At 58.6% G+C, this 25,976-nt stretch carries 27 protein-coding genes; 18 read left to right on the top strand and 9 right to left on the bottom strand.

Annotated features, from left to right (window positions below; translation table 11 throughout):
* On the bottom strand, positions 1 to 1,026 hold the full coding sequence (gene bcsN / locus ACI3K0_RS10360; RefSeq protein ID WP_183823335.1) for a cellulose biosynthesis protein BcsN: 1,026 nt from the start codon (positions 1,024 to 1,026) through the stop codon (positions 1 to 3).
* A 261-nt stretch (positions 1,027 to 1,287) separates the two neighbouring features.
* On the opposite strand from bcsN, the gene ACI3K0_RS10355 reads away from it, so the two are divergent.
* The 14 genes from ACI3K0_RS10355 to visR all read left to right on the top strand — a co-directional run bounded on the left by ACI3K0_RS10355 (position 1,288) and on the right by visR (position 15,993).
* The gene (locus ACI3K0_RS10355; RefSeq protein ID WP_404945302.1) at positions 1,288 to 3,672 is read left to right on the top strand and encodes a cellulose synthase; all 2,385 of its coding nucleotides are present in this window, start codon (positions 1,288 to 1,290) and stop codon (positions 3,670 to 3,672) included.
* Between the two features lie 371 nt (positions 3,673 to 4,043).
* A complete protein-coding gene (locus ACI3K0_RS10350) occupies positions 4,044 to 5,672 on the top strand; it encodes a globin-coupled sensor protein (protein WP_183823331.1) in 1,629 nt (542 codons plus the stop codon).
* Positions 5,672 to 5,965 carry an STAS domain-containing protein gene (locus ACI3K0_RS10345; RefSeq protein WP_148144413.1) on the top strand — a complete coding sequence of 98 codons (294 nt, stop codon included), beginning with the start codon at positions 5,672 to 5,674 and terminating at the stop codon, positions 5,963 to 5,965. The genes ACI3K0_RS10350 and ACI3K0_RS10345 overlap by 1 nt, the downstream gene beginning before the upstream one ends.
* A gap of 2 nt (positions 5,966 to 5,967) precedes the next feature.
* Positions 5,968 to 6,333 carry a chemotaxis response regulator CheY1 gene (cheY1, locus tag ACI3K0_RS10340; protein ID WP_119938787.1) on the top strand — a complete coding sequence of 122 codons (366 nt, stop codon included), beginning with the start codon at positions 5,968 to 5,970 and terminating at the stop codon, positions 6,331 to 6,333.
* Between the two features lie 16 nt (positions 6,334 to 6,349).
* Positions 6,350 to 8,578, top strand: coding sequence for a chemotaxis protein CheA (locus ACI3K0_RS10335; protein ID WP_183823329.1), 2,229 nt, complete (start codon positions 6,350 to 6,352; stop codon positions 8,576 to 8,578).
* A gap of 8 nt (positions 8,579 to 8,586) precedes the next feature.
* Complete coding sequence (locus tag ACI3K0_RS10330) at positions 8,587 to 9,072, top strand: chemotaxis protein CheW (RefSeq protein ID WP_183823327.1); 486 nt, start codon at positions 8,587 to 8,589, stop codon at positions 9,070 to 9,072.
* The gene (cheR, locus tag ACI3K0_RS10325; RefSeq protein ID WP_148144410.1) at positions 9,069 to 9,977 is read left to right on the top strand and encodes a protein-glutamate O-methyltransferase CheR; all 909 of its coding nucleotides are present in this window, start codon (positions 9,069 to 9,071) and stop codon (positions 9,975 to 9,977) included. Before ACI3K0_RS10330 ends, cheR begins: the two co-directional genes overlap by 4 nt.
* Positions 9,974 to 11,023 carry a protein-glutamate O-methylesterase CheB gene (cheB, locus tag ACI3K0_RS10320; protein ID WP_183823325.1) on the top strand — a complete coding sequence of 350 codons (1,050 nt, stop codon included), beginning with the start codon at positions 9,974 to 9,976 and terminating at the stop codon, positions 11,021 to 11,023. The genes cheR and cheB overlap by 4 nt, the downstream gene beginning before the upstream one ends.
* Positions 11,024 to 11,413, top strand: coding sequence for a response regulator (locus ACI3K0_RS10315; RefSeq protein WP_112508324.1), 390 nt, complete (start codon positions 11,024 to 11,026; stop codon positions 11,411 to 11,413).
* Positions 11,410 to 11,967, top strand: a complete 558-nt coding sequence (gene cheD, locus ACI3K0_RS10310; protein ID WP_148144408.1) for a chemoreceptor glutamine deamidase CheD — start codon at positions 11,410 to 11,412, stop codon at positions 11,965 to 11,967. Before ACI3K0_RS10315 ends, cheD begins: the two co-directional genes overlap by 4 nt.
* Positions 11,968 to 11,998: 31 nt before the next feature.
* On the top strand, positions 11,999 to 12,388 hold the full coding sequence (locus tag ACI3K0_RS10305) for a hypothetical protein (RefSeq protein WP_148144407.1): 390 nt from the start codon (positions 11,999 to 12,001) through the stop codon (positions 12,386 to 12,388).
* Between the two features lie 142 nt (positions 12,389 to 12,530).
* Positions 12,531 to 14,204 (top strand): flagellar basal-body MS-ring/collar protein FliF, encoded by a 1,674-nt coding sequence (gene fliF / locus ACI3K0_RS10300; protein ID WP_183823323.1) that lies wholly within the window; start codon positions 12,531 to 12,533, stop codon positions 14,202 to 14,204.
* A 307-nt stretch (positions 14,205 to 14,511) separates the two neighbouring features.
* A complete protein-coding gene (gene visN, locus ACI3K0_RS10295) occupies positions 14,512 to 15,234 on the top strand; it encodes a transcriptional regulator VisN (RefSeq protein WP_246435964.1) in 723 nt (240 codons plus the stop codon).
* A 12-nt stretch (positions 15,235 to 15,246) separates the two neighbouring features.
* Positions 15,247 to 15,993 (top strand): transcriptional regulator VisR, encoded by a 747-nt coding sequence (gene visR, locus ACI3K0_RS10290; RefSeq protein ID WP_404945301.1) that lies wholly within the window; start codon positions 15,247 to 15,249, stop codon positions 15,991 to 15,993.
* 12 nt (positions 15,994 to 16,005) lie between these two features.
* On the opposite strand, the gene flhB is transcribed toward visR, so the two are convergent.
* From flhB to flgF, 8 genes are all read right to left on the bottom strand, one after another.
* Positions 16,006 to 17,085 (bottom strand): flagellar biosynthesis protein FlhB, encoded by a 1,080-nt coding sequence (gene flhB, locus ACI3K0_RS10285; protein ID WP_183823321.1) that lies wholly within the window; start codon positions 17,083 to 17,085, stop codon positions 16,006 to 16,008.
* A gap of 258 nt (positions 17,086 to 17,343) precedes the next feature.
* Complete coding sequence (gene fliG / locus ACI3K0_RS10280) at positions 17,344 to 18,387, bottom strand: flagellar motor switch protein FliG (RefSeq protein WP_148144402.1); 1,044 nt, start codon at positions 18,385 to 18,387, stop codon at positions 17,344 to 17,346.
* A gap of 33 nt (positions 18,388 to 18,420) precedes the next feature.
* Positions 18,421 to 18,999, bottom strand: coding sequence for a flagellar motor switch protein FliN (fliN, locus tag ACI3K0_RS10275; protein WP_148144401.1), 579 nt, complete (start codon positions 18,997 to 18,999; stop codon positions 18,421 to 18,423).
* Positions 19,000 to 19,070: 71 nt separating this feature from the next.
* Positions 19,071 to 20,024 carry a FliM/FliN family flagellar motor switch protein gene (locus tag ACI3K0_RS10270; RefSeq protein WP_148144400.1) on the bottom strand — a complete coding sequence of 318 codons (954 nt, stop codon included), beginning with the start codon at positions 20,022 to 20,024 and terminating at the stop codon, positions 19,071 to 19,073.
* Between the two features lie 5 nt (positions 20,025 to 20,029).
* Entirely contained in the window at positions 20,030 to 20,902 is an 873-nt protein-coding gene (gene motA, locus ACI3K0_RS10265; RefSeq protein ID WP_148144399.1) for a flagellar motor stator protein MotA, read from the bottom strand.
* A 127-nt stretch (positions 20,903 to 21,029) separates the two neighbouring features.
* Positions 21,030 to 21,599, bottom strand: coding sequence for a hypothetical protein (locus ACI3K0_RS10260; RefSeq protein WP_404945300.1), 570 nt, complete (start codon positions 21,597 to 21,599; stop codon positions 21,030 to 21,032).
* Positions 21,600 to 21,601: 2 nt separating this feature from the next.
* A complete protein-coding gene (gene fliI, locus ACI3K0_RS10255) occupies positions 21,602 to 22,939 on the bottom strand; it encodes a flagellar protein export ATPase FliI (protein ID WP_373289445.1) in 1,338 nt (445 codons plus the stop codon).
* A gap of 101 nt (positions 22,940 to 23,040) precedes the next feature.
* Positions 23,041 to 23,775 carry a flagellar basal-body rod protein FlgF gene (gene flgF, locus ACI3K0_RS10250; RefSeq protein WP_148144396.1) on the bottom strand — a complete coding sequence of 245 codons (735 nt, stop codon included), beginning with the start codon at positions 23,773 to 23,775 and terminating at the stop codon, positions 23,041 to 23,043.
* Between the two features lie 222 nt (positions 23,776 to 23,997).
* Here flgF and flgB point away from each other — a divergent pair, with 222 nt between their 5' ends.
* The 4 genes from flgB to flgG are packed head-to-tail and all read left to right on the top strand — an operon-like array spanning position 23,998 to position 25,974.
* Positions 23,998 to 24,399, top strand: coding sequence for a flagellar basal body rod protein FlgB (flgB, locus tag ACI3K0_RS10245; RefSeq protein WP_148144448.1), 402 nt, complete (start codon positions 23,998 to 24,000; stop codon positions 24,397 to 24,399).
* Positions 24,400 to 24,401: 2 nt separating this feature from the next.
* Positions 24,402 to 24,815, top strand: a complete 414-nt coding sequence (gene flgC / locus ACI3K0_RS10240) for a flagellar basal body rod protein FlgC (protein WP_148144395.1) — start codon at positions 24,402 to 24,404, stop codon at positions 24,813 to 24,815.
* 2 nt (positions 24,816 to 24,817) lie between these two features.
* Complete coding sequence (locus ACI3K0_RS10235) at positions 24,818 to 25,165, top strand: flagellar hook-basal body complex protein FliE (protein WP_148144394.1); 348 nt, start codon at positions 24,818 to 24,820, stop codon at positions 25,163 to 25,165.
* Positions 25,166 to 25,185: 20 nt separating this feature from the next.
* Positions 25,186 to 25,974, top strand: coding sequence for a flagellar basal-body rod protein FlgG (flgG, locus tag ACI3K0_RS10230; protein WP_148144393.1), 789 nt, complete (start codon positions 25,186 to 25,188; stop codon positions 25,972 to 25,974).
* Positions 25,975 to 25,976 lie beyond the last annotated feature (2 nt).

Genomic DNA, 25,976 nt, shown 5'->3' with positions numbered 1-25,976 from the left:
TCAGCGGCAGACAACGTCTGCTCCGTCGGTTGCCATGGAGCAGGATGGAGACGGAACTGCCACCCTTTGGGTTGCCGGTACCGTCGCGCCGTTTGGCGTCGTCGTTGCGGCATAACCATCGGAGGATCGTCCGGTGGCAGAAGAATAGCCGTTGCCGAAAGGCGAAGGTACGCGGGGACCACGCGGCTCAAGCTGCGGCGGTGCGACCGGCGCCGCCACAGGCTGAGCGACCGGCTGGACACGACGGACCTGAACTCGCGGCGCATAGGACGTCGTCTGCCGCTGCGGCAGCGTCTGGACCATCGGCTCGGATGACGCCGGGCGCGGATAGATCGGAGCGCCGGTGGTGCCGACGGCGGAGTTGAACTCGCGATTTGCACCGTAAGGGTTCCAGCCGAGTGCATCAACCGATGCGTTGATCGTAAAGTTATACATGACCGAAAGGAGCTTTGCTTCGGTGGCATTCGCCTCGCAGGTTCGCAGGCGGATCTGGATCACGCCGTAGTTGGCGAATGGCGTGCCCTGGTCGCGGGTGCGGATTTGTTGCCAGGCATAAAGGCACAGATCGGAGCCTCTGCCGCGCCCGAAAGCATATCCGAATGGACCATAGGCGTTCTGCACATAGAACTGTGATTTCGCCATCGCCACACGCGGCAGGGACTGGCGCATTTCAGATGAGATGCGTCCTTCGGTGATCGACGACATGCCCAGACTGTTATCGGCCTGGCTGTAGGCGCTCTCTGTGCCAAAGAGCTGGACCTTCAGCATGTTCTGTCCGGGTGTGGATGCGTTGGTCGCCAGATGGATGTCCTGGCTGATGGCATTGTTGAAACGTCGTTCGATAATGTTGACGACCGCGGGTCCCCCTGGCGGTGGCATGACTATGGCCTGTTCCGGCGGAACGCTCTTTATGAAGGCTTCGGATTGGATCGGCTTTCCTGCGCATCCGGTGAGGCTGAGCGCTGCAAATCCTATGGAGGCCGTGATAGCAGCACGGCGACCGCTCCATCCCGGCTGCAAAGTCATAAAGTGTCCGTCCGTCATCAAAATCCAGTCCTGGGGCAGACACGCATTACTCATTGCCCGCTTTCTGCGAGGGTCACCGGGCAGCCATTTGTGGAATGCCTGCCGGTTCGAGTCACTTTTGTGTATTCATGATTTCTTATTTACTTACGAAATCTAAATTGTTCGTTAACTATATGCCCTCATTCTTTAACCAATTGCTGTCAGATGTGGGCTTGTGTGCACGGGCCGAAATGATTTGGATGGACAGGGACCGGGGTGCAAATGCGGTTTTCGCTGATCTCTTTAGCTGCTTTCGGCATGGCCGCAGCGGCATTGATCGCTTACAAACAGGCGTCTGACGTCGATTTCAACGAGATCACCGGTTCGTTGACTGCTGCTGATTCGTTTTTCGCAGGCACAGACGTGAACCGCACGAACCGATTGCAGTCGCAATCTCCGACCGTGGCGCCAGCCGATAAGCGCGCCGGACGCCCGCCACTGGTAATTGCACAATCACAGCAGACTGCCCCGGCTTCGGAGCCGAGTGCGCAGATTTCGCAGCAGTTCCCGAATCAGTCTCAGACGCAGCCGCCAGCACAAGCGCAGTCGAGGCCGGGCACTCAGCCGTCAGCCTCGGCTCCGCAGGTCGATGAAAGCGCGCTCCGCTATTTTGCCGCCCGAGGCGATACAGCCCGTCTACAGGCCGAAATCTCCCGTCTTCGAGCACTCTATCCCAACTGGACACCTCCGGCCGATCCGCTGGCCGCACGACCGACGACAGATCCGCAGTTGGACAACATGTGGCAGCTCTACGCACAGGCGCGCTATGCCGATGTGCGCAAGGCAATCTCCGATCGCCAGGCCGCCGAGCCGAGCTGGCAGCCGCCTACCGATCTTCTGGATAGGTTGAAGCTTGCCGAGGCGCGCACCCGGCTGACGGCGGCATCCGATGCCAAGACCTATGACGAGGTTATTCGGATTGCAGCGGAAAACCCGACGCTTCTGACCTGCAGCGAAGTCGATGTCTTGTGGCGTCTTGCCGAAGCCTTTGCCGATACCGACCGCAAGCCGCGGGCGCGTGATGCCTATCTGTACGTGCTCAGCAATTGCGACAATCCTTCGGAGCGGATGGCCACGGTCCAGAAGGCGAGCGAATTGCTGGCGCCGGACATGATCGAGGAACTGCTGTCGAAGGAACGAACCGGCGCGGACGGGCAGCCCGAATTCGAAAGCCTGCGTGATGATCTGGCCCGCCGTCTGGTGGGCGACGGCAATACCGATCCCAAGCTCGTCGTCGCTGACAAATATCTGACGCGGCTGGAACGGCTGGCCGAAAAGGATGAACTGGCGTCCGATGCGCTTCTGCTCGGCTGGTATTATTATCGCCGAGACAATCTCGGCGGCGCCGAGCGTTGGTTCCGCAAGGCCTTCACCAAGGAAGAGACCGCCTCTGCAGCTGAGGGCCTGGCTCTCACCCTGACACGCCAGAATTCTCCGCTCGAAGCCGAAAACGTGCTCTACAAATGGCGTGACACGTCGCCCGGCTCCAAGGCCGCCTATATGGCCGCCGTCGCCAACCTTCTCGCCATCGATCCTCCGCCGATCTTGCAGGAGGAAGTGCTGTCGCGCATGGCGCCTGTCGTCATCGAAGCGAAGGATGCAGCCGCGGCCCAGCAGTTCGGATGGTATGCGCGTTACATGCGCCAGCCGACAACGGCGGCTCAATGGTTTGCCGCAGCCCTCACATGGAAGCCGGATGACGAACCTTCCGCCTATGGTCTGGTCCTGAGCCGTAACGATCTCGGCGACAGGGCCGGTGTCGCGGCGATCCAGCGCACCTGGGCCGGCAGGTCCGACCGCATCGCCAATCTCGGCGAGGACGATCGTCGTCGTTTGCAGGGGCAGGATTATCTCTCGCAGCTCACGCCGCCGCAGCAACAGCAGACGCAACCCTATCTTGCGCAGCAGATGCAGCAATATCCGGTGGAGCAGCAACTACAGCCGCCGCCGCGCCAGCAGGCTTACTACCAGCAGCCCTCAAACCAGCAGCCTTATGCCGCTCAGCCTGAACCGGTCACTCAGGCTTACCGGCCTGTGCCCGTCGAAAGGCCCGCACCGCGTGTGTCACGCGCCACACCTGCCCGCAGTGCTCCAGTCAACAGGGGGTGCGCCTCTACCGTCGACCCTCGCCAACTTTCGCCGGATCAGGCTCTCGCCCGCGGCTGGTGCCTGATGGATCTCAACCGGCCGCTCGAAGCAGCGCAGGCATTCGATGTCGCGACCATGGCTTCCTCTCAGGCCGCCCGTTCCGATGCCGCTTACGGCAAGAGCCTCGCTTATCTGCGTGTCGGCCTGACTGACAAGGCGGCTGCCGCCGCAACGATCGCACCGCAGAACAATACCCGCGCCGTCGAACTGCAGGCATCCATCCTTGCCGACAGGGCCGTCAATTCGTTCAAGTCGGCCCGCTACCGGGAGACGCTGATCGCGCTCGATCAGCGGGCGCAGATCGTGCCCGAACAGACCGATCTGATGAGCCTGCGCGGATACGCCCTGCTCAACATCGGCAGGCAGGCGGAAGCGCTGCGTATCTTCCAGGCCTTGGCCGATCTCGGCAACAAGGATGGCCTGAGAGCGATTGCCGATCTTACAACCAAGAACAATTGAGCCGATGAAACCTCTGCTTGCAGTCTTTGCCGGACGGTGTTCCGATACCGTGGTTTCAATGGTCGTTTTGTAGCAAAACGGCCGATATCTACTGTCCATTAACCTTCGGGCAAGGAATTAACCATACAAATTGGACTATACGGCAAATGGGACGACTGCGGTCTGCTCACCAAGGCATGAAGCCGCCAAGGCCGTACCGGTTTGAATCCGGTATCCGCTCAAGAAAAGTCAGGAAAACTGCGGTGACCGCGTTCGCACGGCACGGGATCATGTCCTGTGTGCCAAGGCATTCATTGTCCATCTCCAGTCCCTGACCCGCATGGCTTCTCTCACGCCGAATTCTCGGTTTGTGTGGTTTTTGGGGACGACTTTTGGTGCAGGACACGCCAAGCGAACAGGTTCGACGTCGCCAGGCAGGCAGCCTTGGCGAGAGACTGGCATTCGCCGGTCTCGACGGCGATCTGTGCGATCTGCTCCGCCGGTGTCGCCCACAGCTCGAAGGCCATCTGAAGAACGGTCTGCGCGATCTCTTTCAACGCTTGCAGTCCTCTCCCGAAGCCTCCAGCCATTTCGAAACCGAACAGCAGGTCGACCGTCTCAACGATCTTCAGGCGTCCCACTGGGCGGTGCTGACCGACGCTCGCTTCGATGCGCTTTATGCAGATCGCGTCAAGGTTCTGTCGGATACTGAAAGCCGCATGGGTCTCGACCCGCGCTGGCATATCGCCGGCCATTCGGTGATGCTCGAACATCTGGTACTCGGCGCTGTCGAGGATTTTGCGCCGCGCTCCTTCCTTCCCGGTGCCCGCCGGCGCGAACAGGAACTGCGCGATCTCATCGCCGCCATCCTGCGCCTGGTCATGGTCGATGTCGAAATCGCCGTCTCGCTCCGTTTCAATGAACAGAGACAGAAGCACCAGCGCGCCCTTGCCGACCAGCGCTCCGCCGATCAGGCCGAAGCGGTCGACACCTTTGCCGCCGTCATTGGCGCGCTCGCCGAGCGTGATCTGACAGCCGCCCTGCCGAATGACGTGCCGGAAGCCTATCGTGAACTGGCCGAACTTCTGTCAAGCGCGATCGGCGGCATGCGCAACTCGGTCGGCGTGATCGACAATGCCGGAATGCAGGCGATCGGTCTGACGGATGCCATGGCACGCAACGCCTCGACATTCGCGGCCGCTTCGGAAGAGCAGGCGCGCCGGGCACAATCAGTGCATAACGACCTTTATCAGCTTTCCGCACTCGTCAAGGAAAGCGTTGCCGGAACGTCGGCTGCCGAAAGCGCTGCCGTTGCGACACGCCGTTCCGTCGAAGAAAGCGGTGAGATCGTTGGCCGCGCAATCAGCGCCATGACCGATATCGAGAATTCGGCCGAAAAGATCGGCGAGATCATCGGTGTCATCGACGAGATCGCCTTCCAGACCAATCTTCTCGCGCTCAATGCCGGCATCGAAGCGGCGCGCGCCGGCGATAGCGGCCGCGGTTTTGCCGTCGTCGCACAAGAGGTGAGGGCGCTTGCCCAGCGTTCCGCCGATGCGGCCCGCGAAATCAAGACACTGGTCACCGGTACCAAATCGCAGGTCGGGGCTGGTGTCGACATGGTTCATCGCACCCAGGCGGCGATCGGCGGCATCGTCCAGCAGGTCGGCGAGATCAATGATGCGATCACCGGCGTCGCCCGCCGCACGGTCGAACAGGCCGACGGGCTGAACCGCGTCACCTCGGAGATCGGCTCGCTCAGCCACGAGATCAGTGCAAATGCGAGCTTCGCACGCAATACCGGTGAAAGCGCCGATGAGCTGCACACCGTCATTCTCGAACTGGGCCGCACGGTGCGCGAATTCCGCATTGCCCGCCAGCAGGGTTTCGAGCGCGACGTCCAGAATACCCACGATGGCAGGCGCCCGGCAGTTCAGCCGGTTGGCGCATTGTCCGACCGATATCAGGCATTGGCTGAGGCCGAGGCACAACCCTTTTACAAACGGCAAGGAATACGCTGATGGCAGCAAAGAAGGCCGCATCCGGAAAACTGGCTCTCTCGGCCGTTCTCGACCTCAATGAAGCATCGGTCCTGCACGGTAAGCTCATGTCCATGCGGGGCAAGGATATCGTGATCGATGCCTCTGCGGTGGAGCGTGTCGGCGTGCAATGCGCCCAGGTTCTGGTTGCCGGTGCCACAGCATGGCAGGCCGACAAGAAGTCATTCCTCGTCGAGAAGGCATCGGATGCCTTTGAAAAGACGATGGCGCTGATTGGAATCAGCGAAACCCAGTTAATTGCTAAGGAGATCTAGCAATGAAGAAAAAAGTACTGACCGTGGATGATTCACGGACGATCCGGAACATGCTTCTGGTCACCCTCAACAATGCCGGTTTCGAAACGATCCAGGCAGAGGACGGCGTCGAGGGCCTTGAGGTTCTCGAAGGCTGCGAGCCGGATGTCATCGTTACCGACATCAACATGCCGCGCCTCGATGGCTTCGGTTTCATCGAAGGCGTGCGCCGCAACGAGAAATACCGCGCCATCCCGATCCTGGTTTTGACCACGGAAAGCGATGCCGAAAAGAAGAACCGTGCGCGCCAGGCCGGCGCGACCGGCTGGATCGTCAAGCCCTTCGATCCGGCAAAACTCATTGATGCGATCGAGCGTGTAACCGCCTGAACCGGGAATTCTTCCGATGGATATGAACGAAATCAAAGAGATCTTTTTTCAGGAATGCGAAGAGCAGCTCGCTGAACTGGAATCCGGTCTTCTCAAGCTGAACGATGGGGATCGCGATCCCGAGACGGTCAACGCCGTTTTCCGCGCCGTTCATTCCATCAAGGGTGGTGCCGGTGCATTCGGTCTGGAAGAGCTCGTGGCCTTTGCCCACGTCTTCGAGACCACGCTGGACTGCGTGCGCTCCAACAAGCTGGAGCCGAACCAGGATGTCCTGAAGGTCATGCTCAAGTCGGCCGACGTGCTCGCCGACCTCGTGACCTGCTCGCGTGATGGCGGCAGCGTCGAGGAAAGCCGTACGCGTGGACTGGTGAAGGAACTGGAGGCTCTGGCCAACGGCGAAGCTCTGCCGGCCGCCGAGGCACCGAAGGCTGCAAAGCCCGTTGCTGCTGCTCCTGCAAAGCCGACTGACGACAGCGGTTTCCAGCCGATCCCCTTCACCTTCGACGGTTTCGGCGAAGAAGAGAAAGTGGTCGAACAGTTCACCTACGAAGTCACCTTCAAGCCGACGCGTGAACTCTATTCCAAGGGCAACGAAGCGGCGCTTCTGCTGCGCGATCTTTCCCGCTTCGGCGAGATGGGCATTGCCTGCGATATGGATCAGCTTCCCGCGCTGGAAAACATGGATCCGGAAGCATCCTATTTCGGCTGGAAGATCTCCATCACCACGCCGAAGTCCGAGGAAGAAGTCCGTGCGGTCTTCGAATTCGCCGAGTGGGATTGTGAGCTGGAGGTCAAGCCGGCCGAAGTGTCGGAAGGCGAGCAGCTACCGATGATCCCGGTGCCTTTCGATCTCTCTGCACTGGACGACGAGCCGGCCGAGCCGACCCCGCAGACCGAGACCGCTGCGACGGAAGAAGCTTCTGCGAGCGTCGTCAAGGCCGTCAATGCTGCCGTCGAAAAGAAGGAAAGCGCTGCCGCCGCAGCCGCCGCGGCTGCTGCTGCCACCCAGAACAACGCCGCAGCCGCCGCATCTTCGGCCGGCCAGACGATCCGCGTCGATCTCGATCGCGTTGACCGCCTGATCAACCTCGTTGGCGAGCTCGTCATCAACCAGGCGATGCTCTCGCAGAGCGTTATCGAGAACGACAATAACGGCGTGTCCTCGATCAACATGGGTCTGGAAGAGCTGCAGCAGCTCACCCGCGAAATCCAGGACTCGGTCATGGCGATCCGCGCGCAGCCGGTCAAGCCGGTCTTCCAGCGCATGTCGCGTATCGTCCGCGAAGTGGCCGACATGGTCGGCAAGCAGATCCGCCTCGTCACCGAAGGCGAAAACACCGAAGTCGACAAGACGGTCATCGACAAGATCGCCGAGCCGCTCACCCACATGATCCGCAATGCCGTCGACCACGGCATCGAAAGCCCGGAAAAGCGAGAAGCCGCCGGCAAGGATCCGGAAGGCACGATCAAGCTTTCCGCAAAGCATCGTTCGGGTCGCATCCTCATCGAACTGCAGGACGATGGCGGCGGTATCAACCGCGAGCGCGTCAAGCAGAAGGCGATCGACAACGATCTCATCAGCCCCGATGCAAACCTTTCGGATGAAGAAATCGACAACCTGATCTTCGCGCCGGGCTTCTCCACCGCCGACAAGATCTCCGACATCTCCGGCCGCGGCGTCGGCATGGACGTCGTCAAGCGTTCGATCCAGGCACTTGGTGGTCGCATCTCGATCTCCTCGCGCCCGGGCCTCGGTTCGACCTTCACCATGAGCCTGCCGCTGACACTCGCCGTCCTCGACGGCATGGTCGTCACCGTTGCCGGCCAGACGCTGGTCGTGCCGCTGACGGCGATCGTTGAAACGCTCCAGCCGGAAGCCTCTGCCATTCACTCCTTTGGCGCGAACCAGCGGCTCATCTCGATCCGCAACTCGTTCTGCCCGCTGGTCGATGTTGGTCGCATCCTCAACTTCCGCACCAACCAGGCCAATCCAGTCGATGGCGTCGCGCTTCTGGTCGAATCCGAAGGCGGTGGCCAGCGCGCCCTGATGGTCGATGCGATCCAGGGCCAGCGCCAGGTCGTCATCAAGTCGCTCGAGGCGAACTACACCCACGTTCCGGGTATCGCCGCCGCAACCATCCTCGGCGATGGACGCGTGGCGCTCATCCTCGACGTCGATGCGGTCGTCGGTGCTTCTCGCGGTCAGTCGCTGAAGCCTGAAATGTCGCTCGCAGCAGCAGGATAACCTGGGTCATGAGCGTATCTTATGCCGTAAAGTCTCTGTCGCAGGGTGCCCGGGAGCTTATTGCCTTCCGTATCGGCGATCAGGAATTTTGCGTGAACATCATGTCCGTCCGCGAAATCCGCGGATGGACCCAGGCCACGCCGATGCCGCATGCGCCCGCCTATGTCAGGGGCGTGATCAACTTGCGCGGTGCGGTTTTGCCGATCATCGACATGTCGGCCCGGCTCGGCATGAAGGAAACAGAACCGACCCCGCGCCACGTGATCATCGTCGCGCAGGTGAAGAGCAAGGTTGTCGGCCTGCTGGTCGAGGCCGTTTCCGATATCCTTACGATTACCGACGATAATATCCAGCCGGTTCCGGAAGTCTCCTCGGACCTGGAGAAGCAATACGCAAGGGGCATCCTGGCCATCGACAAGCGAATGATCTGCTTGATCGAGCTGGAAGCCCTTTTCCCCGAGAAAGCTCACGACAAGGAAAGTGAAGCTGCATGATGCCGTTGGGCGCGCTTGATAGCCGGCAGTCGCCGGATGAGGTATTGGCGAGCGGAGAATATCCGCTGAAGCGCCGTGATCTCTCCGAAATCGCTGCAATGATCTATGCCGATGCCGGAATCTATCTCAACGATTCCAAGGCTTCTCTCGTCTATTCGCGTCTCTCCAAGCATATCCGCAATCTGGGCTTGAGAGGTTTTCGCGAATATTGCGAGCTTGTCTCATCGCCGGAAGGCGCAGCTGTTCGTCGCGAGATGCTGTCGCATCTGACCACGAATTTCACTCGCTTCTTCCGCGAGAACCATCATTTCGAACATCTGCGTGACGAAGTCTTGCCGGGCCTTATCAACCGTGCCAAGAGCGGCGGACGTGTGCGCATATGGTCGGCTGCCTGCTCGGATGGGCAGGAACCCTATTCGATCGCGCTTACCGTACTCGCGATGTTCCCGAACGCCGCCGATTACGATTTCCGTATTCTGGCGACCGATATCGATCCCAAGATCCTCGAAACGGCACGAGCCGGTGCCTATGACGAGAACGCTCTTGAGAGCATTTCGCCGGCCATGCGCAAGCAATGGTTCCGCGACGTCGATATCAACGGCCGCCGCAAGTGCCAGATTGACGATCGCGTCAAGAAGCTGATCACCTTCAACGAACTGAACCTGATGGCTCAGTGGCCATTCAAGGGCGGTTTTGACGTTATCTTCTGCCGCAACGTGGTCATCTATTTCGATGAACCGACGCAGATGAAGATTTGGTCCCGTTTCGCATCGCTGCTTCCAGATGCCGGTCACCTCTATATCGGCCATTCCGAGCGCGTGTCGGGTGATGCGAAGCATCTCTTCGACAATATCGGGATCACCACCTATCGCTATATCGGAAAGCATGCAGGGAGGAAGGCATGAGCGCGCCCGCACGCGTCCTCGTCGTGGACGACAGCCCCACTATGCGGGGCCTGATCACCGCTGTGCTGAATTCCGATCCGGAGGTTAGCGTCATCGGTCAGGCCGGCGATGCCATGGAGGCGCGTGCCGCAATCAAGCAGCTGAACCCGGACGTCGTCACGCTCGATATCGAAATGCCGAACATGAACGGCCTCGAGTTCCTCGAAAAGATCATGCGCCTGCGGCCGATGCCGGTCATCATGGTCTCGACGATGACGCATCACGGCGCCAACGCGACGCTGGCAGCACTTGAGATCGGCGCCTTCGATTGCGTCGGCAAGCCTGCTCCGGGCGAACGGCGTCCGTTCATGGATCTTGCCGAAAAGGTCAAGGCGGCTGCCCGCTCGGGCCGCAGGTTTACGGCAACATCCGCGCCCGCTCCGGTTGCGCCGCCAATGTCGGTTCATGAATACCGTGTGGGACGCAAAGTTGTCGCGATCGGATCTTCTACCGGTGGTGTGGAAGCGTTGATTACGGTGCTGCAAAAGTTCCCGCAGAACTGCCCGCCGACAGTAATCACTCAACATATGCCTCCGACGTTTACGAAAAGTTTTGCAGAACGTCTTAATCGTATCTGCGCTCCTGTAGTGGAAGAAGCGACCGATGGCGCACGCCTGGAGATCGGCAAGATCTATCTCGCGCCCGGTGGTGAACGACACATGCAGGTGGCAAATCCGTCAGCGCCATGCTGCCGGCTGATCGAAAAGGAACCCGTCAACGGCCATAGGCCGTCGGTCGATGTACTCTTCGATTCAGTTGCGGAATTGGCCGGCCGCAACGCGGTTGGCGTCATTCTGACCGGCATGGGGCGCGACGGGGCTTCCGGACTTCTGAAGATGCGCGGCGCCGGCGCACGCACTATCGGACAGAACGAGAAGACCTGTGTGGTCTATGGGATGCCGAGGGTTGCCTATGAACTGGGTGCCGTCGAGCAGCAGTTGCCCCTGGGCTCCATTGGAGAAGAAGTTTTGAAATTAACTGCCGCCCGAAAAGAAGGTACCGAATAAATGTCTCTCGCTGAAAAAATCAAAGTTCTGATCGTCGACGATCAGGTTACCAGCCGCCTGCTGCTCAGCGATGCTCTGACACAGCTCGGCTTCAAGCAGATCACCTCCGCCGGCGATGGCGTACAGGGCATGAAGATCATGTCCGAACAGCCGCATCACCTGGTCATTTCCGACTTCAACATGCCGAACATGGACGGCATTGGTTTCCTGCAGGCCGTTCGCTCGAACCCGGCAACCAAAAAGGCAGCCTTCATCATCCTGACGGCTCAGGGCGATCGCGCTCTGGTTCAGAAGGCAGCCCAGCTCGGCGCCAACAACGTTCTCGCCAAGCCGTTCACCATCGAAAAGATGAAGGCCGCTATCGAGGCGGTGTTCGGAGCCCTAAAATGAATGATGCTATCGCGTCCAGGCGCGTCCATATCATCCAGGGAGAGTACAAGGTCATTGACGACCCTGACGTCGTCCTGTCGACGATACTTGGATCGTGCGTGGCCGCGTGTCTTCGTGATCCAGTCGCCGGTGTCGGCGGCATGAACCACTTCTTGTTGCCTGGCTCGGGCGGGGCCATGGCATCGGGAGGTGATGCGACGCGCTATGGCGTGCATCTGATGGAGCTGTTGATCAACGGTCTCCTGAAGAAGGGCGCCCGGCGCGACCGGCTGGAGGCAAAGGTCTTCGGCGGCGCAAAAACGATCGCAAGCTTCTCGAATGTCGGCGAACAGAACGCAGCCTTTGCCATGCAGTTCCTGAGGGACGAAGGCATTCAGGTTGTCGGCTCGTCGACCGGCGGAGAGCACGGAAGAAAGCTTGAATATTGGCCCGTCCACGGACGTGCCAGACAATACCCGCTGACGGGCGCGGAAACGCAAAGAACAGTTGCGCTTGAACAGCGCCCTGTCCGCACGCCACCCAAGCCAGTCGACAACGCTATCGAATTCTTCTGATCGTCACCTCAATTCTTATTCTGGAATGGCCATGAACGACATTGTTACGCCGCAGATCTCTGCCCTCGAGGAGGCTTTGCCGGATGTTCTGATGCGGCTGGTTTCCGAATTGCACGATGTTGCATATCTGATCGAGCGGGTGGAGCCGCAAATTCTCGAAGTGGGCGGAGAGAATGTATTGCAGTCGCCCGACACGATGAAGATCTTGCAGGGCATCGATCTTGCCGTGCAGAAAACGCGCGGTCTGGCTGAATTCATCGATACCATTACGGGATCCATTCCCAATGAGTGGAAGGTGGATGTTTCCACGGCGCTCAGCCTCGTCAAGCTGGCAGACATGCAGAGATCTCTGGCGAACGGCATGCGGCATGGTCACTCGCAGCCGCTGACCAAGGCAGCAGGCGACTTCGACTTCTTCTGATCTTGTAGGCTGACGCGCTGCTCGCAAACTTTCGCGTCTGCACCCCCACATTCCAAATTGCCGAAACGCTCGCACAAGCTTCGCCTCATAGGGTGCGCCTGGGCAGTAGCTCTATAACCGTGTTCGGCGATGTGGGAACAGAATGAATCTGTTAGCTCAATTTTCACAAATTTCTAGAAATCTGGCATCTCTCGGTCAGACAAAACTTATTGCTTTGGCCGCTGCAGGTGCGATTTCAATCGCGATCGTCATTGCCGCCGCGATGTTTGTTAATAAGCCTGCCTACGAGACACTCTACGTGAACCTTGAGTCCAGCGATCTCAATCAGGTCAGCATGGCACTTGCAGAAGCCAACCTGGCTTTTGAAGTCGGTTCCGACGGCAAAAGCATCCAGGTTCCGGTCGGCAGCACCAGCAAGGCGCGTCTGCTGTTGGCGGAACGCGGGCTGCCAAACAGTTCCAACGCAGGTTATGAACTCTTCGACAATGTCGGCTCGCTCGGCCTGACGTCCTTCATGCAGGAAGTTACGCGCGTCCGCGCGCTTGAAGGCGAAATTTCCCGATCGATTCAGCAGATCAGCGGCGTCTCCGCCGCCCGCGTCCACATCGTCATGCCCGATGTCGGAAACTTCCGGCGCGCACAACAGAAGCCGACGGCCTCGGTGATGATCCGTGCGGGATCGTCGACCGGCCGCAAGGCCGCATCTTCAATTCGTCACCTTGTCGCTTCGGCCGTTCCCGGGCTCGACGTCGAGGACGTAACGATTCTCGATTCCACCGGCCAGTTGCTTGCTTCGGGCGACGACGGTGGCAATAATCAGATCAACCGCTCGCTTGGTATCGTCCAGTCTGTCCAGTCCGAAATCGAGACCAATATCGACAAGGCTCTCGCGCCGTTCCTCGGCATGGACAATTTCCGCTCCAGCGTCACGGCCGCCCTGAACACGGATAGCCAGCAGACCCAGGAGACCGTTTACGATCCGAATTCACGTGTAGAGCGTTCGGTCCGCGCGACGCGTGAAAACGCGCAGTCGCAGCAGTCGGCTGACGACAACGCATCGACAGTCGAGCAGAATGTTCCCCAGGCGGCACCTGACCAGGGTGGCAATAACGGGCCGAAGTCTTCCGACAAGTCCGACAAGCGTGAAGAGCAGACCAACTACGAAATCAACCAGAAGACCATTGCCACGACGCGCAACAGCTATCTGATTGAAAAAGTGTCGGTTGCCGTTGTGGTCAACAGGGGCCGTATCGCTCAGATGGTCGGAGAACCTGCTGATCAGGCCAAGATTGACGCCTACCTCGCCGAGATGCAGAAGATCGTGACCTCTGCCGCCGGCATCAGTCCGGATCGTGGCGACGTGATCACCCTCACGGCCATGGACTTCCTCGAAAGCCAGTTGCTTGAAGAAACCGCTACCGGCCCGAGCGTCACGGAAGTTCTTACTCGCAACCTCGGCGGCATCATCAACTCGCTGGCTTTCCTCGGTGTCGCGTTCCTGGTTATCTGGCTTGGCCTGCGCCCTCTGGTTCGCACGGTTTCCGGTACGAGCGCATCGGGAGAAACGATCGGCGAAGGTGCCGGCCTGGAACTGCCCGATTTCTCTCCGGCCGGCGGCAGCCCCGCTCTTATGGACGGTTTCGGCGCAGACTTCGGTTTCGATGGCAGCAACGACCTCATGGGCGACGACGAAGGCGATGGCTTCAACCGCCGCGTCAAGGAAGGCCCGGAAAAACGTCTTGCCCGCATGGTCGAGATTTCCGAAGAGCGTGCAGCGAAAATCCTCCGCAAGTGGGCCTTCGAAAAAGCAGCCTAAGGGTAGATCACGGAAACATGATGCAAAGGGTCGGATGCAAATCCGGCCCTTTTTTGCGGAAATTGGAACCAATTCGTCTGCGTCACTTTAACCTAAGATGTGACACTCCCGCAGCATCTGGGGAAATTCGCCCAGCACATGATGGCAATTGTGTGGGCTTCTCTTAAACTGACCGTGATTCGTCGGCGGTTTCATAACCCCTCAGCAAGGGGTGCAGCGGGTGTCGGTAACAGGAACTCGGATAGGCTTCTTCAGGCGAGGTCTTAATCGACGCAGCAGGAGCAGATAACGAATGGAGTTATCGGGCATGGATGTATCGGCGCAAGGACGCCCTATTCCGGAGAATGATCGCACTCCAGTAATGTCTCGTAATGAGTTGGTGCGCCGCCTTTCCGCCTTGGCCGGTTCGGAAAATCTGCAGGTGATCATGCGATTGCTCGCCGATCACGTCGGGGCGTCCCATTTTCTGCTTGCTCGTTACGATCTCATCCAGGAACAGGGTCTCGATTTCATCGTGACCTCGAACTGGCCCTTCGATCTCGTTCGTCGTCTCGGCTCTGAATTGGCCAGTGCCTACACGCGGTCGACGGAGCTTGAAAAATGTTTCGCCGTTCTGACACCGAGCTTTGCGCTTTTGCCGGACGAAATTGTCCTGCCTGAAAAATTGAGCCGCCAGTATTGCGCCCTGACCTTTTCGGTCGGCCGCACACGTTTTTCCTTGATGCTTCTGTTTGTCGAGGGCGTCATTCTTTCGCAGGAACATCTACGCGAAATTGGGCTTCTTGCCGCCTATGGCGCAAGCTTTGTCGAAAGCGTGGAATCCCGCACCGAACGTGATTTCGAGCTGACCGAACGAGAACTGGAATGCCTTTTCTGGATCGCCGAAGGCAAGACCAGCGACGAGATTGCGGTCATACTCGGAATTTCGAGAAATACCATCAACAACTACATCACTAGCGTGATGCGCAAGACTGCTACCAAAACCCGCTCCGAGGCGATCGCCTACGCGGTTCGCAACAATCTGGTATAGGGCGGCAACGGAATGGGCTATTCGCGAGGCGGCACCGCTGACGGACCGGGGAGCGTTCAACATCTCCGCTTGCAGCGTGGATCAAGCAGATCGGATATCTTTCCGAAACTCGTCGCCATGCAGAAAAGCCTCAAGGCTCGTAATTTTGCTGTTTTCCGGATCTCGGGAGCCGGGCTTCCGAATAAGCGAAAGCTGGTATGCGAACTGGAGAACTGGGGACCGAACGCGGTTGAAAACAGCAACCGGCTTCTCGGAGAGTTTGAAGAGATATTGCTCGATCATGTCGAGATGTCGCTTCTCCCTCTGGTATGGAGTGGAAATGGTTCCGGCAGCACCATGGATGCCGGCGAGTTCACACCGCTTATCCGGAGACTTGAGACCGCTGTGTTGCCATTTTCGGGCGTTGTTTTCCCCGTCCGCTTGGGTGCTCTCGGGAACGGTTACGTTGCGTTCTTCGCCGAGCATCTCACGCTTGATGCGGGATCCGTGATAGACCAGCATGTGGAAAGCTGCCAGATCATGATGGATCTGCTGGCATTGGACGAGCGGCGCAACGTGCCGGCGGAATCGCTCAGTGAGCGGGAAATTGCCTGCCTGCAATTGGCGGGCGATGGTCGCATCAGCGAAGAGATTGCCGAAAAGCTCGGCCTTTCGGTCCACACCGTAAATGCCTATCTCGGTTCGGCGACGATCAAGCTCGATTCCGTCAACCGTATCCAGGCGATCGCAAAGGCGATCAGGCTCGGCTACATTACCTGATTTCTTCTGCCGCTATCGCCGGCCGCGTTTTGCTCTTGCCGCATAGACACGATGGATAAGTTCGGCAACGGCCTTGTAGAAGGGCGGCGGGATAACGCCATCGACGGTGACCTGCGCGAACATTGAACGCGCCAGCGGTGGATCCTCGAAGATTGGGATATTGTTCTGCTGCGCCACTTCGCGGATCTTCAACGCGACCAGATCCTGACCTTTCGCGACCACGATCGGAGCTTCGTTTTCTCCCTGGGCATAACGGAGTGCCACCGCATAGTGAGTAGGATTGGTGATCACGAGCGTGGCGCGAGGAACATTGGTCATCATCCGCCGCCGTGCGCGATCGCGGCCGATGGAGCGGATGCGAGCCTTGATCAGCGGATCGCCCTGTGACTGCTTGAATTCGTCCTTCACTTCCTGCTTGGTCATTCGCATGTTCGAATACCAGTGATGGCGCGTCCACATGTAGTCGGCTATGGCAAGAATGCCGGTCGCAAACAGGATTACGATCATGATTTTCTTCATGATCGCCATCATCTCGACGAGCATCACCTGGGGATCGGAGAAGAGGGCATCGAGCGAGCGGAAATAATCGCTGCGCAGAACCAGAACCATCACGACGGAGACGACGATGATCTTGAACATCGACTTGCCGAATTCGACCAGTCCCGCCATGCTGAAAAGGCGCTGCCATCCCTTTACCGGCGATATCCGGTTGAACTGGGGCGTTATACGCTTCAGTACGAATTCTGGCATGTGCTGGGCAAAATTGGATCCCAGTCCGAATATGATGAACAAAACCGCCACCGGAAGCAGCATCGCGCTCGCATCCCACATCAGGCGGACAAACAGTGAGACGAGATCGTTGGCGGTCTGCATTCGCCATTGATCCGGCTGTTCAAGCAAATCGCGCAATGTTTCCGCTAGCCTGGCTGCACCCGTCGGAAGGAAGAAGACCAGATAGATATAGAAGGCGAGAGAGGACGCGAAGATAGGAACTTCGCGTGACGAGGGAGTATTACCCTCGGCCATCGCGTCCCGGATCTTTTTCTCTGTCGGGTCTTCTGTTTTACTGTCCTTGTCCTGATCGTCGGACACGAGCGCCTTCCTGACGGCCCTGGAGCAGACCCCGAAACCTGCAGTCGTCCCCCGCAAAAGGGATGCTGCAGAAACCTATAACGATGCATCGATAGGAAACCCTAGGTTTCCGCACCGATACGCAAGCGGTCATCAGACATTATTCATGGGATCGAAAAGGGGCAATCGTTAAGCCCCGGCGGTATCGCGGTTATCAACAGCGACCGATATGGTGCCGCGCGCCGAACCGGGCGCGCGGGATTGGTGTCACGGCCTCGTTCAGGCCGCCGCTCCCTCTGCCTGGGCTTCGGGATCCTTGAGGATGATCTGGCCCGAATTGGCGAGACGCAACGCTTCCTGTGCGATGGCGCGGCGTGCAATCGCGATTTCGCGCGGATTGGTGCCGGGCATCTCGACCTGCAGATCGGATTCGATCATGCGGCGAGAACGAGGGCTGATCGACGACAGGACACTTTCGCGCAGCTGCGCAGAAGAGGTTCTGAGCGCCATCGTCAGCACTTCGCCGGAGATGTCGTTCAAGAGCAGCACGCGGCTGCGCTGCGGCATGAGGAGAATATCTTCGAAGAGGAAGATCTTCGGACGAACCTTGGCAACGGCATCCTGGCTGATCTCCTCGAGAGAATTGAGCAGCGTATCGACGTCGGGCTTGGTCAGTTCGTTCATCAGTTCCGCGACCTTCATCGGGCCGACGGAGTTCTTCTCGCGTTCGATCTCGGTAATCAGGTCGACGACCTTGTTCTCGATGATCTGCGCCGCCTTCGGGTTGACGTTCTTCAGGTTCACCGTGCGGTTCATGATGTCCGCGCGCTGGCCGTCGGGCAGTTTCAGCAGCACCTTTGCACCGAAACCGGACGGCAGCATCGAAAGGATGTAGGCCACGGTCTGAGGATGTTCGCGCATCAGGAAAGTCGCGATGAAATCGGGATCGGCTTCCTGCAACCGGTCCCAGATGGACTCTTCGTAAGACTGGAAAGCCATACGTCGACCGAGAAGGCTGTCGACTTCTTCCGGGGTAAGGCCAGCCTCGAGAATGCTCTCGATGACCTTGGCGTTGTCCATAAGGCCTGCACCTTCGGTGAACAGGTCCTCAAATTCGTTGACGAGCTGTGCAAGTTCATTCGGCGGAATGGTGCGCAATGTTTGCGCCGCGGCGATGATTGCCTGCAGTTCTGCCTGGGTGAAAAATTTGAGCAGCTTTCCGGCGACATTCTTTCCCATGGCGAGCAGCACTGCTGCTGCCTTTTCCGCCTGGGAAAGAGGTTTGTCTGTCAATGCCCCGCCGAAGTCTTCAAAGTCCATCATGGTCTTTTTCCTCTTTGCTTCCGACTTCCTGGATCAGGAAGTTTTGGAGCTCATGACTTCAATGAGCTTCACACCGAAGCGGGTGTCGTCGTCTTCGAGAACCGTGATCTCACCACGGGCAATGCGACGCCCGTTGACGGTGATATCGACCGGTTCGCCGATCTTCTTGTCGAGCGCCACGACGGCGCCTTCCTGAAGGTTCATCAGATTCGACACCGAAATGCGACTGGTTCCGAGCACAACATGAACATCGATGGGGATATCCATGATGAGATCGAGGTTGCTGTTAAGCCCCGAGCCAGCAGTCGGCTTGCTTTCGGGCATGGAGTAGTCGAAATCGCTGCTCCCGCCGAAATCGCTGCTTGCCCCGAAGTCGTTGTCACCGCCAAAATCGCTCGTGGTGGCAACATCGCCGAATGAAGGCAATTCGGAGTTCGTTTCGCCGCCGGCCGGAAAGTCGAAGCCGAAACTGTCGTCAGCTGCCGGCGCCGTACCGTCGGCATCGTGTTTCATCACGCCACGGAGTTCGTTGACCGCATTGTCGAAATCGAAGTCCGAATCCGATGGGTTCAGTTCATTTTCTTCCGTCGAAGCTGTCTTCTTTGTCGCCATGAAATTAGCATTCCCGTTCCAAATCTATCGACTATCGGTGTTTTTCCACCAAGCCCCGGAGGTCCGCTGCCCTAGCCAAGCAGATGTTTCAAAATGTCGTTTTCGTTGCTCACATTGTCCTTGACGCGGACGGTGTAGTTCTCGCCGCTTCTGCCGAACTCGCAGTTATACATTTCGCGCCCATTGGCACTGACATCGACGATGATCTCTTCCTTGTCCCGGAAGGCAATCACGTCGCCTGCCACAAGCTTGGAAATCGTCTCGAGTGTCAGGGACTCAAGGGAAATCTTGGCTTCCAGCGTTACCCGTGACCGGCGAACTTGCTCGGACATGCTTTCCGACCAGGCATCCTGCTCACGGGAGAAGTCACCCTTCGATTTCGGCAGTGTAATGGTCGTCTTGAGCAGATATTTCTGCGGGATGACGAGGAAGAATTCGGAAGCGATCTTGCCTAGCTTCAGCTCGACCCGGATGGACATGGCGAAGGGATCGGCCTCTTCGTCTTCCAGCATCGGCCTTGCATCGGCATTGTGAGGCCTCTCGATCGTCGTTTCGAAGCCGCCCGGTGCGTTCACACCGGAGCGCAATACCTGAGCTATCTTGTCGAAGACCATCGTCGAAAGATCCAGCTCGATCTGTGACAGAGCCCGGCGCGGCGGTTGGAAAATCGAATCCGGCGTTGCGCCGAGCATGTTTTCCATCAGCGTGATGACGAAGGCATTGTCGCAGGCGATGACGAATTTCGGGCACCAGTTGCGCAAGGTTGCGTCGGCCAGCACGACATTATCGCCCAGCCTGCCAACCAGCTCGCTCATAAGGCCGGATCTGTATCCAGCGAAGATAACTTCGACCGAAAGTCCGAGCTCGCTCTGCAGCACGTCCGGAAGGAAGCTCTGGTAGAGAGTACCGAAATCCTGGGCCAGACGCTCCAGCGTTTTCTGGTCGCCGAGCGAACCCGTCAGGCGGGCCAGGAGTGCCCGCTCCATGGCTGGCTGTGCCTGCGAAGCTTGGTTGTTGCTGGTCATTGTCGTTAAGCCGCCTTCGTGTCGCCGCCGGGCTTCATCATTTCCTGCTCGACCGAGTCGATCGACGGACGGTCGGAGGAGGAGATCGTCTTGCGGCCGTATTCAAGCGCCACCTGCGGTACCGAGCCGTTCATGTAGGCAAGCAGGGTCTGCTTGACGATGATGTAAAGCCGGTGCTGCTTGGTGCGCACGATCTTGATCTGCGAGACGATCGGGTTGCACAGGCAGTAGGAAAGGAAGATGCCGAGCATCGTGCCGACGAGAGCCGCACCGATCAGGCCGCCGAGTACCTCGGGAGATTCGTTGATATGGCTCATCGCCTTGATGACGCCGAGAACCGCGGCGATGATGCCGAGCGCTGGGAAGGCGTCGCCCATCAGCTGGATCGAATGATACGGCTTCAGGCGATCATGAAGGATCGTCTCGATCTCTTCGTCCATCAACGCTTCGATCTCGTGGGAGCGTGCGTTGCCGATGATGATCAGTCGGACATAGTCGCAGATGAAGGAGGTAAGTTCGGTATCCTTCAGAACCGATGGCGCTGACTGGAAGATCGGCGATTCTGCGGGATTGTCGATATGCGCTTCGATCTCGTTACGTGATTTGGTGCGCAGGTCGCGCATCAACGAATAAAGCACGCCGAGCACTTCGAGATAGGCCCGCTCCTTGGGAACGGCATTCTTGAAGATCTCGCCGATCGCCTTGCCGGAATCCTTTAGCACCTTCATCGGGTTCGCCATGATGAAGCTGCCGACGCCCGCACCACCGATAACGACCAGTTCGAACGGCTGCATGAGGAGCGCGACATGCCCGCCCATAGCCATGTAGCCGCCAATGATACAGCCGACCGTGATGACAAATCCGATAATAAGATTCATTGTAAGCTCGTATCCAACGCTTGTCCTAGACTAAACCGATAAGGCAGCTGCCTTGCGTGAGACTGTTGTGGTTCGCGGGGCGATGCGACCGAATGGCCTCGAACGCCGCTGAGGAGATCCGGCGCAGCTATTCGCCATAGACCTTGCCTGCCGAGGTCACGATTTCCCATTTGCCATTGCGTTGCCGCAAGCCTGCCAGACGCGAGCTATCCGGAAGCTTCGAGCCGATCTGGACGAGAAAAATGCCGTTGCCGTTTTCGATCAGTGCGCGGCCGTTGGCGACATGCAGCAGCTTGAATTCAGTGCCGCCGGGAAACGCCTGATCTTCGAAGCCGCCTGCATCCGATCCGTTACCGGATGGCGTCGACGGTATTGCAGCGGTGGTCAGCCGGTCTGTTTCCATCTCGCGCAGAAGTGCGCGCTCGACTTCGTCCTGCTGCGGATCACGCATTGCGCCGATGCCGGCCTCACCGGCTGGACGCGCGTGGCGAACGTCGCGAAGCCCTTCCCAGCCGGCTACGTTGACCCCGAATTTCTCCTGGTTGAAGAAGACATACCAGGGGAAGGCGGCGCACAACATCGAGAATCCGACCAGCGAGGCGACAAGCCAGCGGTCGATCGGCTTGTCTAAAGTCGTTGCCGGCCCTGAAGCTTGATGCCTGCCGGGTCTGGTTTTACCAAAGAGCCTGGTTTTCATGCTCATCTCTTTCCTGCCGGCATTGGGCGATTGGTATTGCTGAGAGATGCCTTCAGGGCATTGGCGAGTTCGGTGTAGGCGTCGATGACCGCCGCATCGCCAGGTGACTGCTTCAGCACGTCATAGATAATCGGCACCTGCTTGACGGCCATGTCGAGATCGGGATCCGCGCCGGGCCTGTAGCCACCGATAAGGCGAAGATCCTTTGTCTCCTCGTAAACGCTGATCAGCCCCTTCAATCTGGAGACCAGCCGTTCCTGATCCCCGGTCCATGCCTTGCGGGCGAGACGCGAGATCGAGGAGAGCGGATTGACCGGCGGATACCGGCCTTCGTCGGCAAGTGCACGGTCAAGCACGATATGTCCGTCAAGGATACCGCGGGTCGAGTCGGCGATCGGGTCGTTGTGATTGTCGCCGTCGACGAGGATCGAGATGATTGCCGTGATCGTGCCCGTGCCTTCGATGCCGGGGCCGGCACGTTCCAGAAGGCGCGGCAGCTCGGTAAATACTGAAGCCGGATAGCCTCGCGCGACCGGCGGCTCGCCGGCGGCGATCGCGACCTCGCGGATCGCATGCGCAAATCGCGTCACGCTGTCGGCGATGAACAGCACGTTCAGTCCCTGATCACGAAAATGTTCCGCGATCGTCATGCCCACCAGCGGGGCCATCTTGCGCAGCATCGGGCTTTCGTCGCTGGTGGTGACGACGATCACCGCTTTGGCAACGTTGTCACCCAAAGTATCTTCGATGAACTCGCGCACTTCGCGACCACGTTCGCCGACCAGCGTTATGACCACCCGGTCGAAGGCATCTGCCTTTGCCAGCATCGATAGAAGCGTTGATTTGCCGACGCCTGAACCAGCGAAAATGCCCAGACGCTGCCCGTAACAGATAGGGGCGAAGATATCGATCGCCTTCACGCCGGTGCGGAACGAGGTATCGACCCGCCTGCGGGTCATGGATGGCGGCGGCAGGGTGTTGATTGAACGCTGCACCGAGCCTTCCCGCAGTGGACCCTTGCCGTCGATCGGTCTGCAGAGTGAATTGATCGTTCGACCGCACCAGCTGTCGCTGGGAGCCAGCCGGAATTCGCCGGTACGCAGCACGAGATCGCCGACACCGATCGGCTCGCCCGGCTCGATAGGGCAGACATAGATGAGATCGGGCTCGACACGCACGACCTCGCCCATATGCGCGCCAGTAGCACTCTGATGCGAAACGAATTCGCCAAGGCGAACATGTCTGGAAAGGCCACTGACGGTGTAATATCCGGCCGCGATCATCCTCACCCGACCGCCCCAGGACAGGACGCTCGAAGGATTTGCATAATGCGCCGCCATGTCCGACAGACGTTCCAGTCGTGGCATCACGACTGGTGGGGTGACCGGTTCGCTAACCGGCTGAAAATCGGATTGGGCCGTCGTCGTCATCCGCGTGCGTCCTACTGGCTACCGCCCAGCGTTCTCATGGCGGATGAGAAGTTGTCTTCACTGGTGCTCATCAGCGAGGAAATGCTTTCGAACGCGCGGTTCACCTGGATCAGCTGGGTCATCTCGCCGATGGCGTTGACGTTGGACTGCTCTAGGAAGCCCTGCATGACGCCGACGCCCATGGTATCGACGACCGCCTGCGGCGTGTCGGTGGGGATGATGCCGCTGTTGTCAGCGCGGTAGAAACCCTTGTCGATGTCGACCGAGAATACGCCGATCTGTCCGACCGCGCGGTCGCCCTGCATGATGCGTCCGTCCTGGCCGACCTTTGGTGTCGGGGCTCTCGGATCGAGCTGGATCGGAGCGCCGCCGCCATCGAGAACGGGGTAGCCATTCGTCGAAATGAGTTCACCCGTAAGCGACATGGAAAACCGTCCGTCACGTGTCAGAACCTGACCTTGAGGAGTCTGAATGGCGAACCACGCGTCGCCTTTGACGGCGAAATCCAGGGAATTCCCGGTCTGCTCAAGCTCGCCATTACGCATGGAGAGGTAGTCATTGCCCTGGGAGACGAATGCGATCTTGGTGTTGTTCTCGTTCTGGGTCTGGCTGAGGATCTGATCGAACTTCACCTCAGTCGAACGAAAGCCGACCGTATTCATGTTGGCAATATTGTCGGAGATCGTGGTGAGGCGACGCTCGAGAGCGATCTGCGAGGAAATGCCGACATAGATACCGGATTGCATGGATGTCTCCTGATTTACGGATACGGCGCATGCCCCCGCGCGGGAGAGCTGTGGCGATTTGAAGGAGACAGTTAAGAGCCCGGGCTTGCGCGAACCTGTTTGGTTTAGCGAGGGGGAAAATGCGTGCGGATACGGCAAATCGGCGGGCTGCGCCTACCGCAAGTCCCGCGCAAGATTGTCTCTCTAGCGTCCGGGACAACAAGATGGAGAACAACCATGACCATGCAGCCGATTCAGTTGTTCGAGCTTGCGTCTCGACAGGCGGAATGGCTGTCCGTTCGACAGCAGGTGACGACGACGAACATCGCCAACGCCAACACGCCGAAATACGTCTCCAAGGATTTGACGCCTTTCGATGCCGAACTCAAGTCTGCAAGTGGTCTCGGGTCCATGGAAATGGCCAGAACGAATGCGGCTCACATGACCGCGGACATCGCCGGCAATGGTCGGGTTGAGCTGAAGGACTCTAAGCTCAATCAGGAGATAGGCGTCCAGGAATCCGGCAATACGGTCTCATTGGCGTCGGAAATGTCGAAGATGGGCGAGATCAAGCGGCAGTTCGAGCTGAACACCCTCCTCGTTCAAAATATCAACAGGATGATGCTGACGGCATTGGGTAAATAAAAATGGACTCTTTGATCGCTTCGCTCAAGATCGCAGGTAGTGGAATGGAAGCCCAGTCCACCCGCCTGCGCGTCGTTTCTGAAAACATCGCAAACGCACGTACGACCGGCGACACCTCGGGTGCGGATCCCTATCGTCGCAAGATCATCACCTTCGGCAATGAGATGGATCGCGCCAGCGGCATCAACATGGTGGATGTCAAGAAGATCGGCGCTGATGAGGGCAAGTTCACCGAGGAATACGATCCGGACCACCCCGCTGCAAATGCGCAGGGCATGGTCAAATATCCGAACGTCAATGTGCTGATCGAGATGGCCGACCTTCGCGAAGCCAACCGCAGCTACGAGGCAAACCTGCAAAGCATCAAGCAGACGCGGGATCTGATCTCGTCGACAATCGATTTGTTGAAAGGTTAACTATGATCGATAGCATTTCAAGCATCGGTGCGCTGAAAAAGTCCACTGGCCTCGACCAGACGGAGACCACCTCCAGCAGCATGTCGAACATGCTGGGCGCCGCCGTCGGTACGGTTGCAACCGGTGTTGCGGGGCCGACATTCGGCAGTTTTCTTGCTGATGCCGCCAAGGGTGCGCTCGATAGCGTGAAGCAAGGCGAAGCGATGTCCTTTGCCGGCATTCAGGGCAAGGCAGATACGCGCGAAGTCGTCGATGCTGTCATGGAAGCCAATCGCACGCTCCAGACCGCGGTCGCCCTTCGAGACAAGGTCGTATCGGCCTATCTCGAAATTTCCAAAATGCAGATCTAGGATAAAGAGGTTTCACGTCCATGAGAGCACTCGCCATTGCTGCAACGGGTATGAATGCCCAGCAGACGAACCTCGAAGTCATCGCCAACAACATCGCCAACATCAACACGACCGCCTTCAAGCGCGGCCGGGCGGAGTTTACCGACCTTCTCTACCAGACCGAACGCGCCGCAGGCGTCGCCAACCGCGCCAACCAGTCGGTTGTGCCGGAAGGCGCCAATATCGGTCTCGGCGTGCAGACATCGGCTGTTCGCAAGCTGTTCGAACAGGGTGAAATTTCCCAGACAAGCAATACGCTTGATGCCGCAATCGTCGGCAATGGCTGGTTCCAGATCGAAGGCTCGGACGGTACGACGCTTTATACGCGTGCCGGTGCATTCAACAAGGATGCCAACGGCCGTCTGGTGACGATCGATGGCTACGGCGTCATTCCCGCGATCACCATTCCGCAGGACGCGACCGAAGTCACCATCGCTCAGGACGGCACCGTCTCGGTTCGCATCGGCGAACAGGATAACATGACACAGGTCGGTCAGCTGCAGGTGGCGCTTTTTGCCAATGATGCAGGTCTGCGTCCGCTGGGCGACAACCTTTTCGCGGTCACGGAAGCGTCCGGCGATGCAGTTGTCGGTTCGCCGCTGGATACCGGCTACGGCTATCTGAAGCAGGGTTATCTCGAAAGCTCGAACGTCGATTCCGTCAAGGAAATCACTGACCTGATTTCTGCACAGCGCGCTTACGAAATGAACTCCAAGGTCATCACGACAGCGGATGAGATGGCTCAGATCGTCAGTAAGAATCTGAAGTAACG

The sequence above is a fragment of the Rhizobium sp. ZW T2_16 genome, from assembly GCF_044987325.1.
In the GTDB taxonomy this organism is placed as follows: Bacteria; Pseudomonadota; Alphaproteobacteria; order Rhizobiales; family Rhizobiaceae; genus Neorhizobium; species Neorhizobium cellulosilyticum.
The sequence above is the reverse complement of the archived record's forward strand: the minus strand, read 5'-3'. Positions and strand labels throughout refer to the sequence as shown.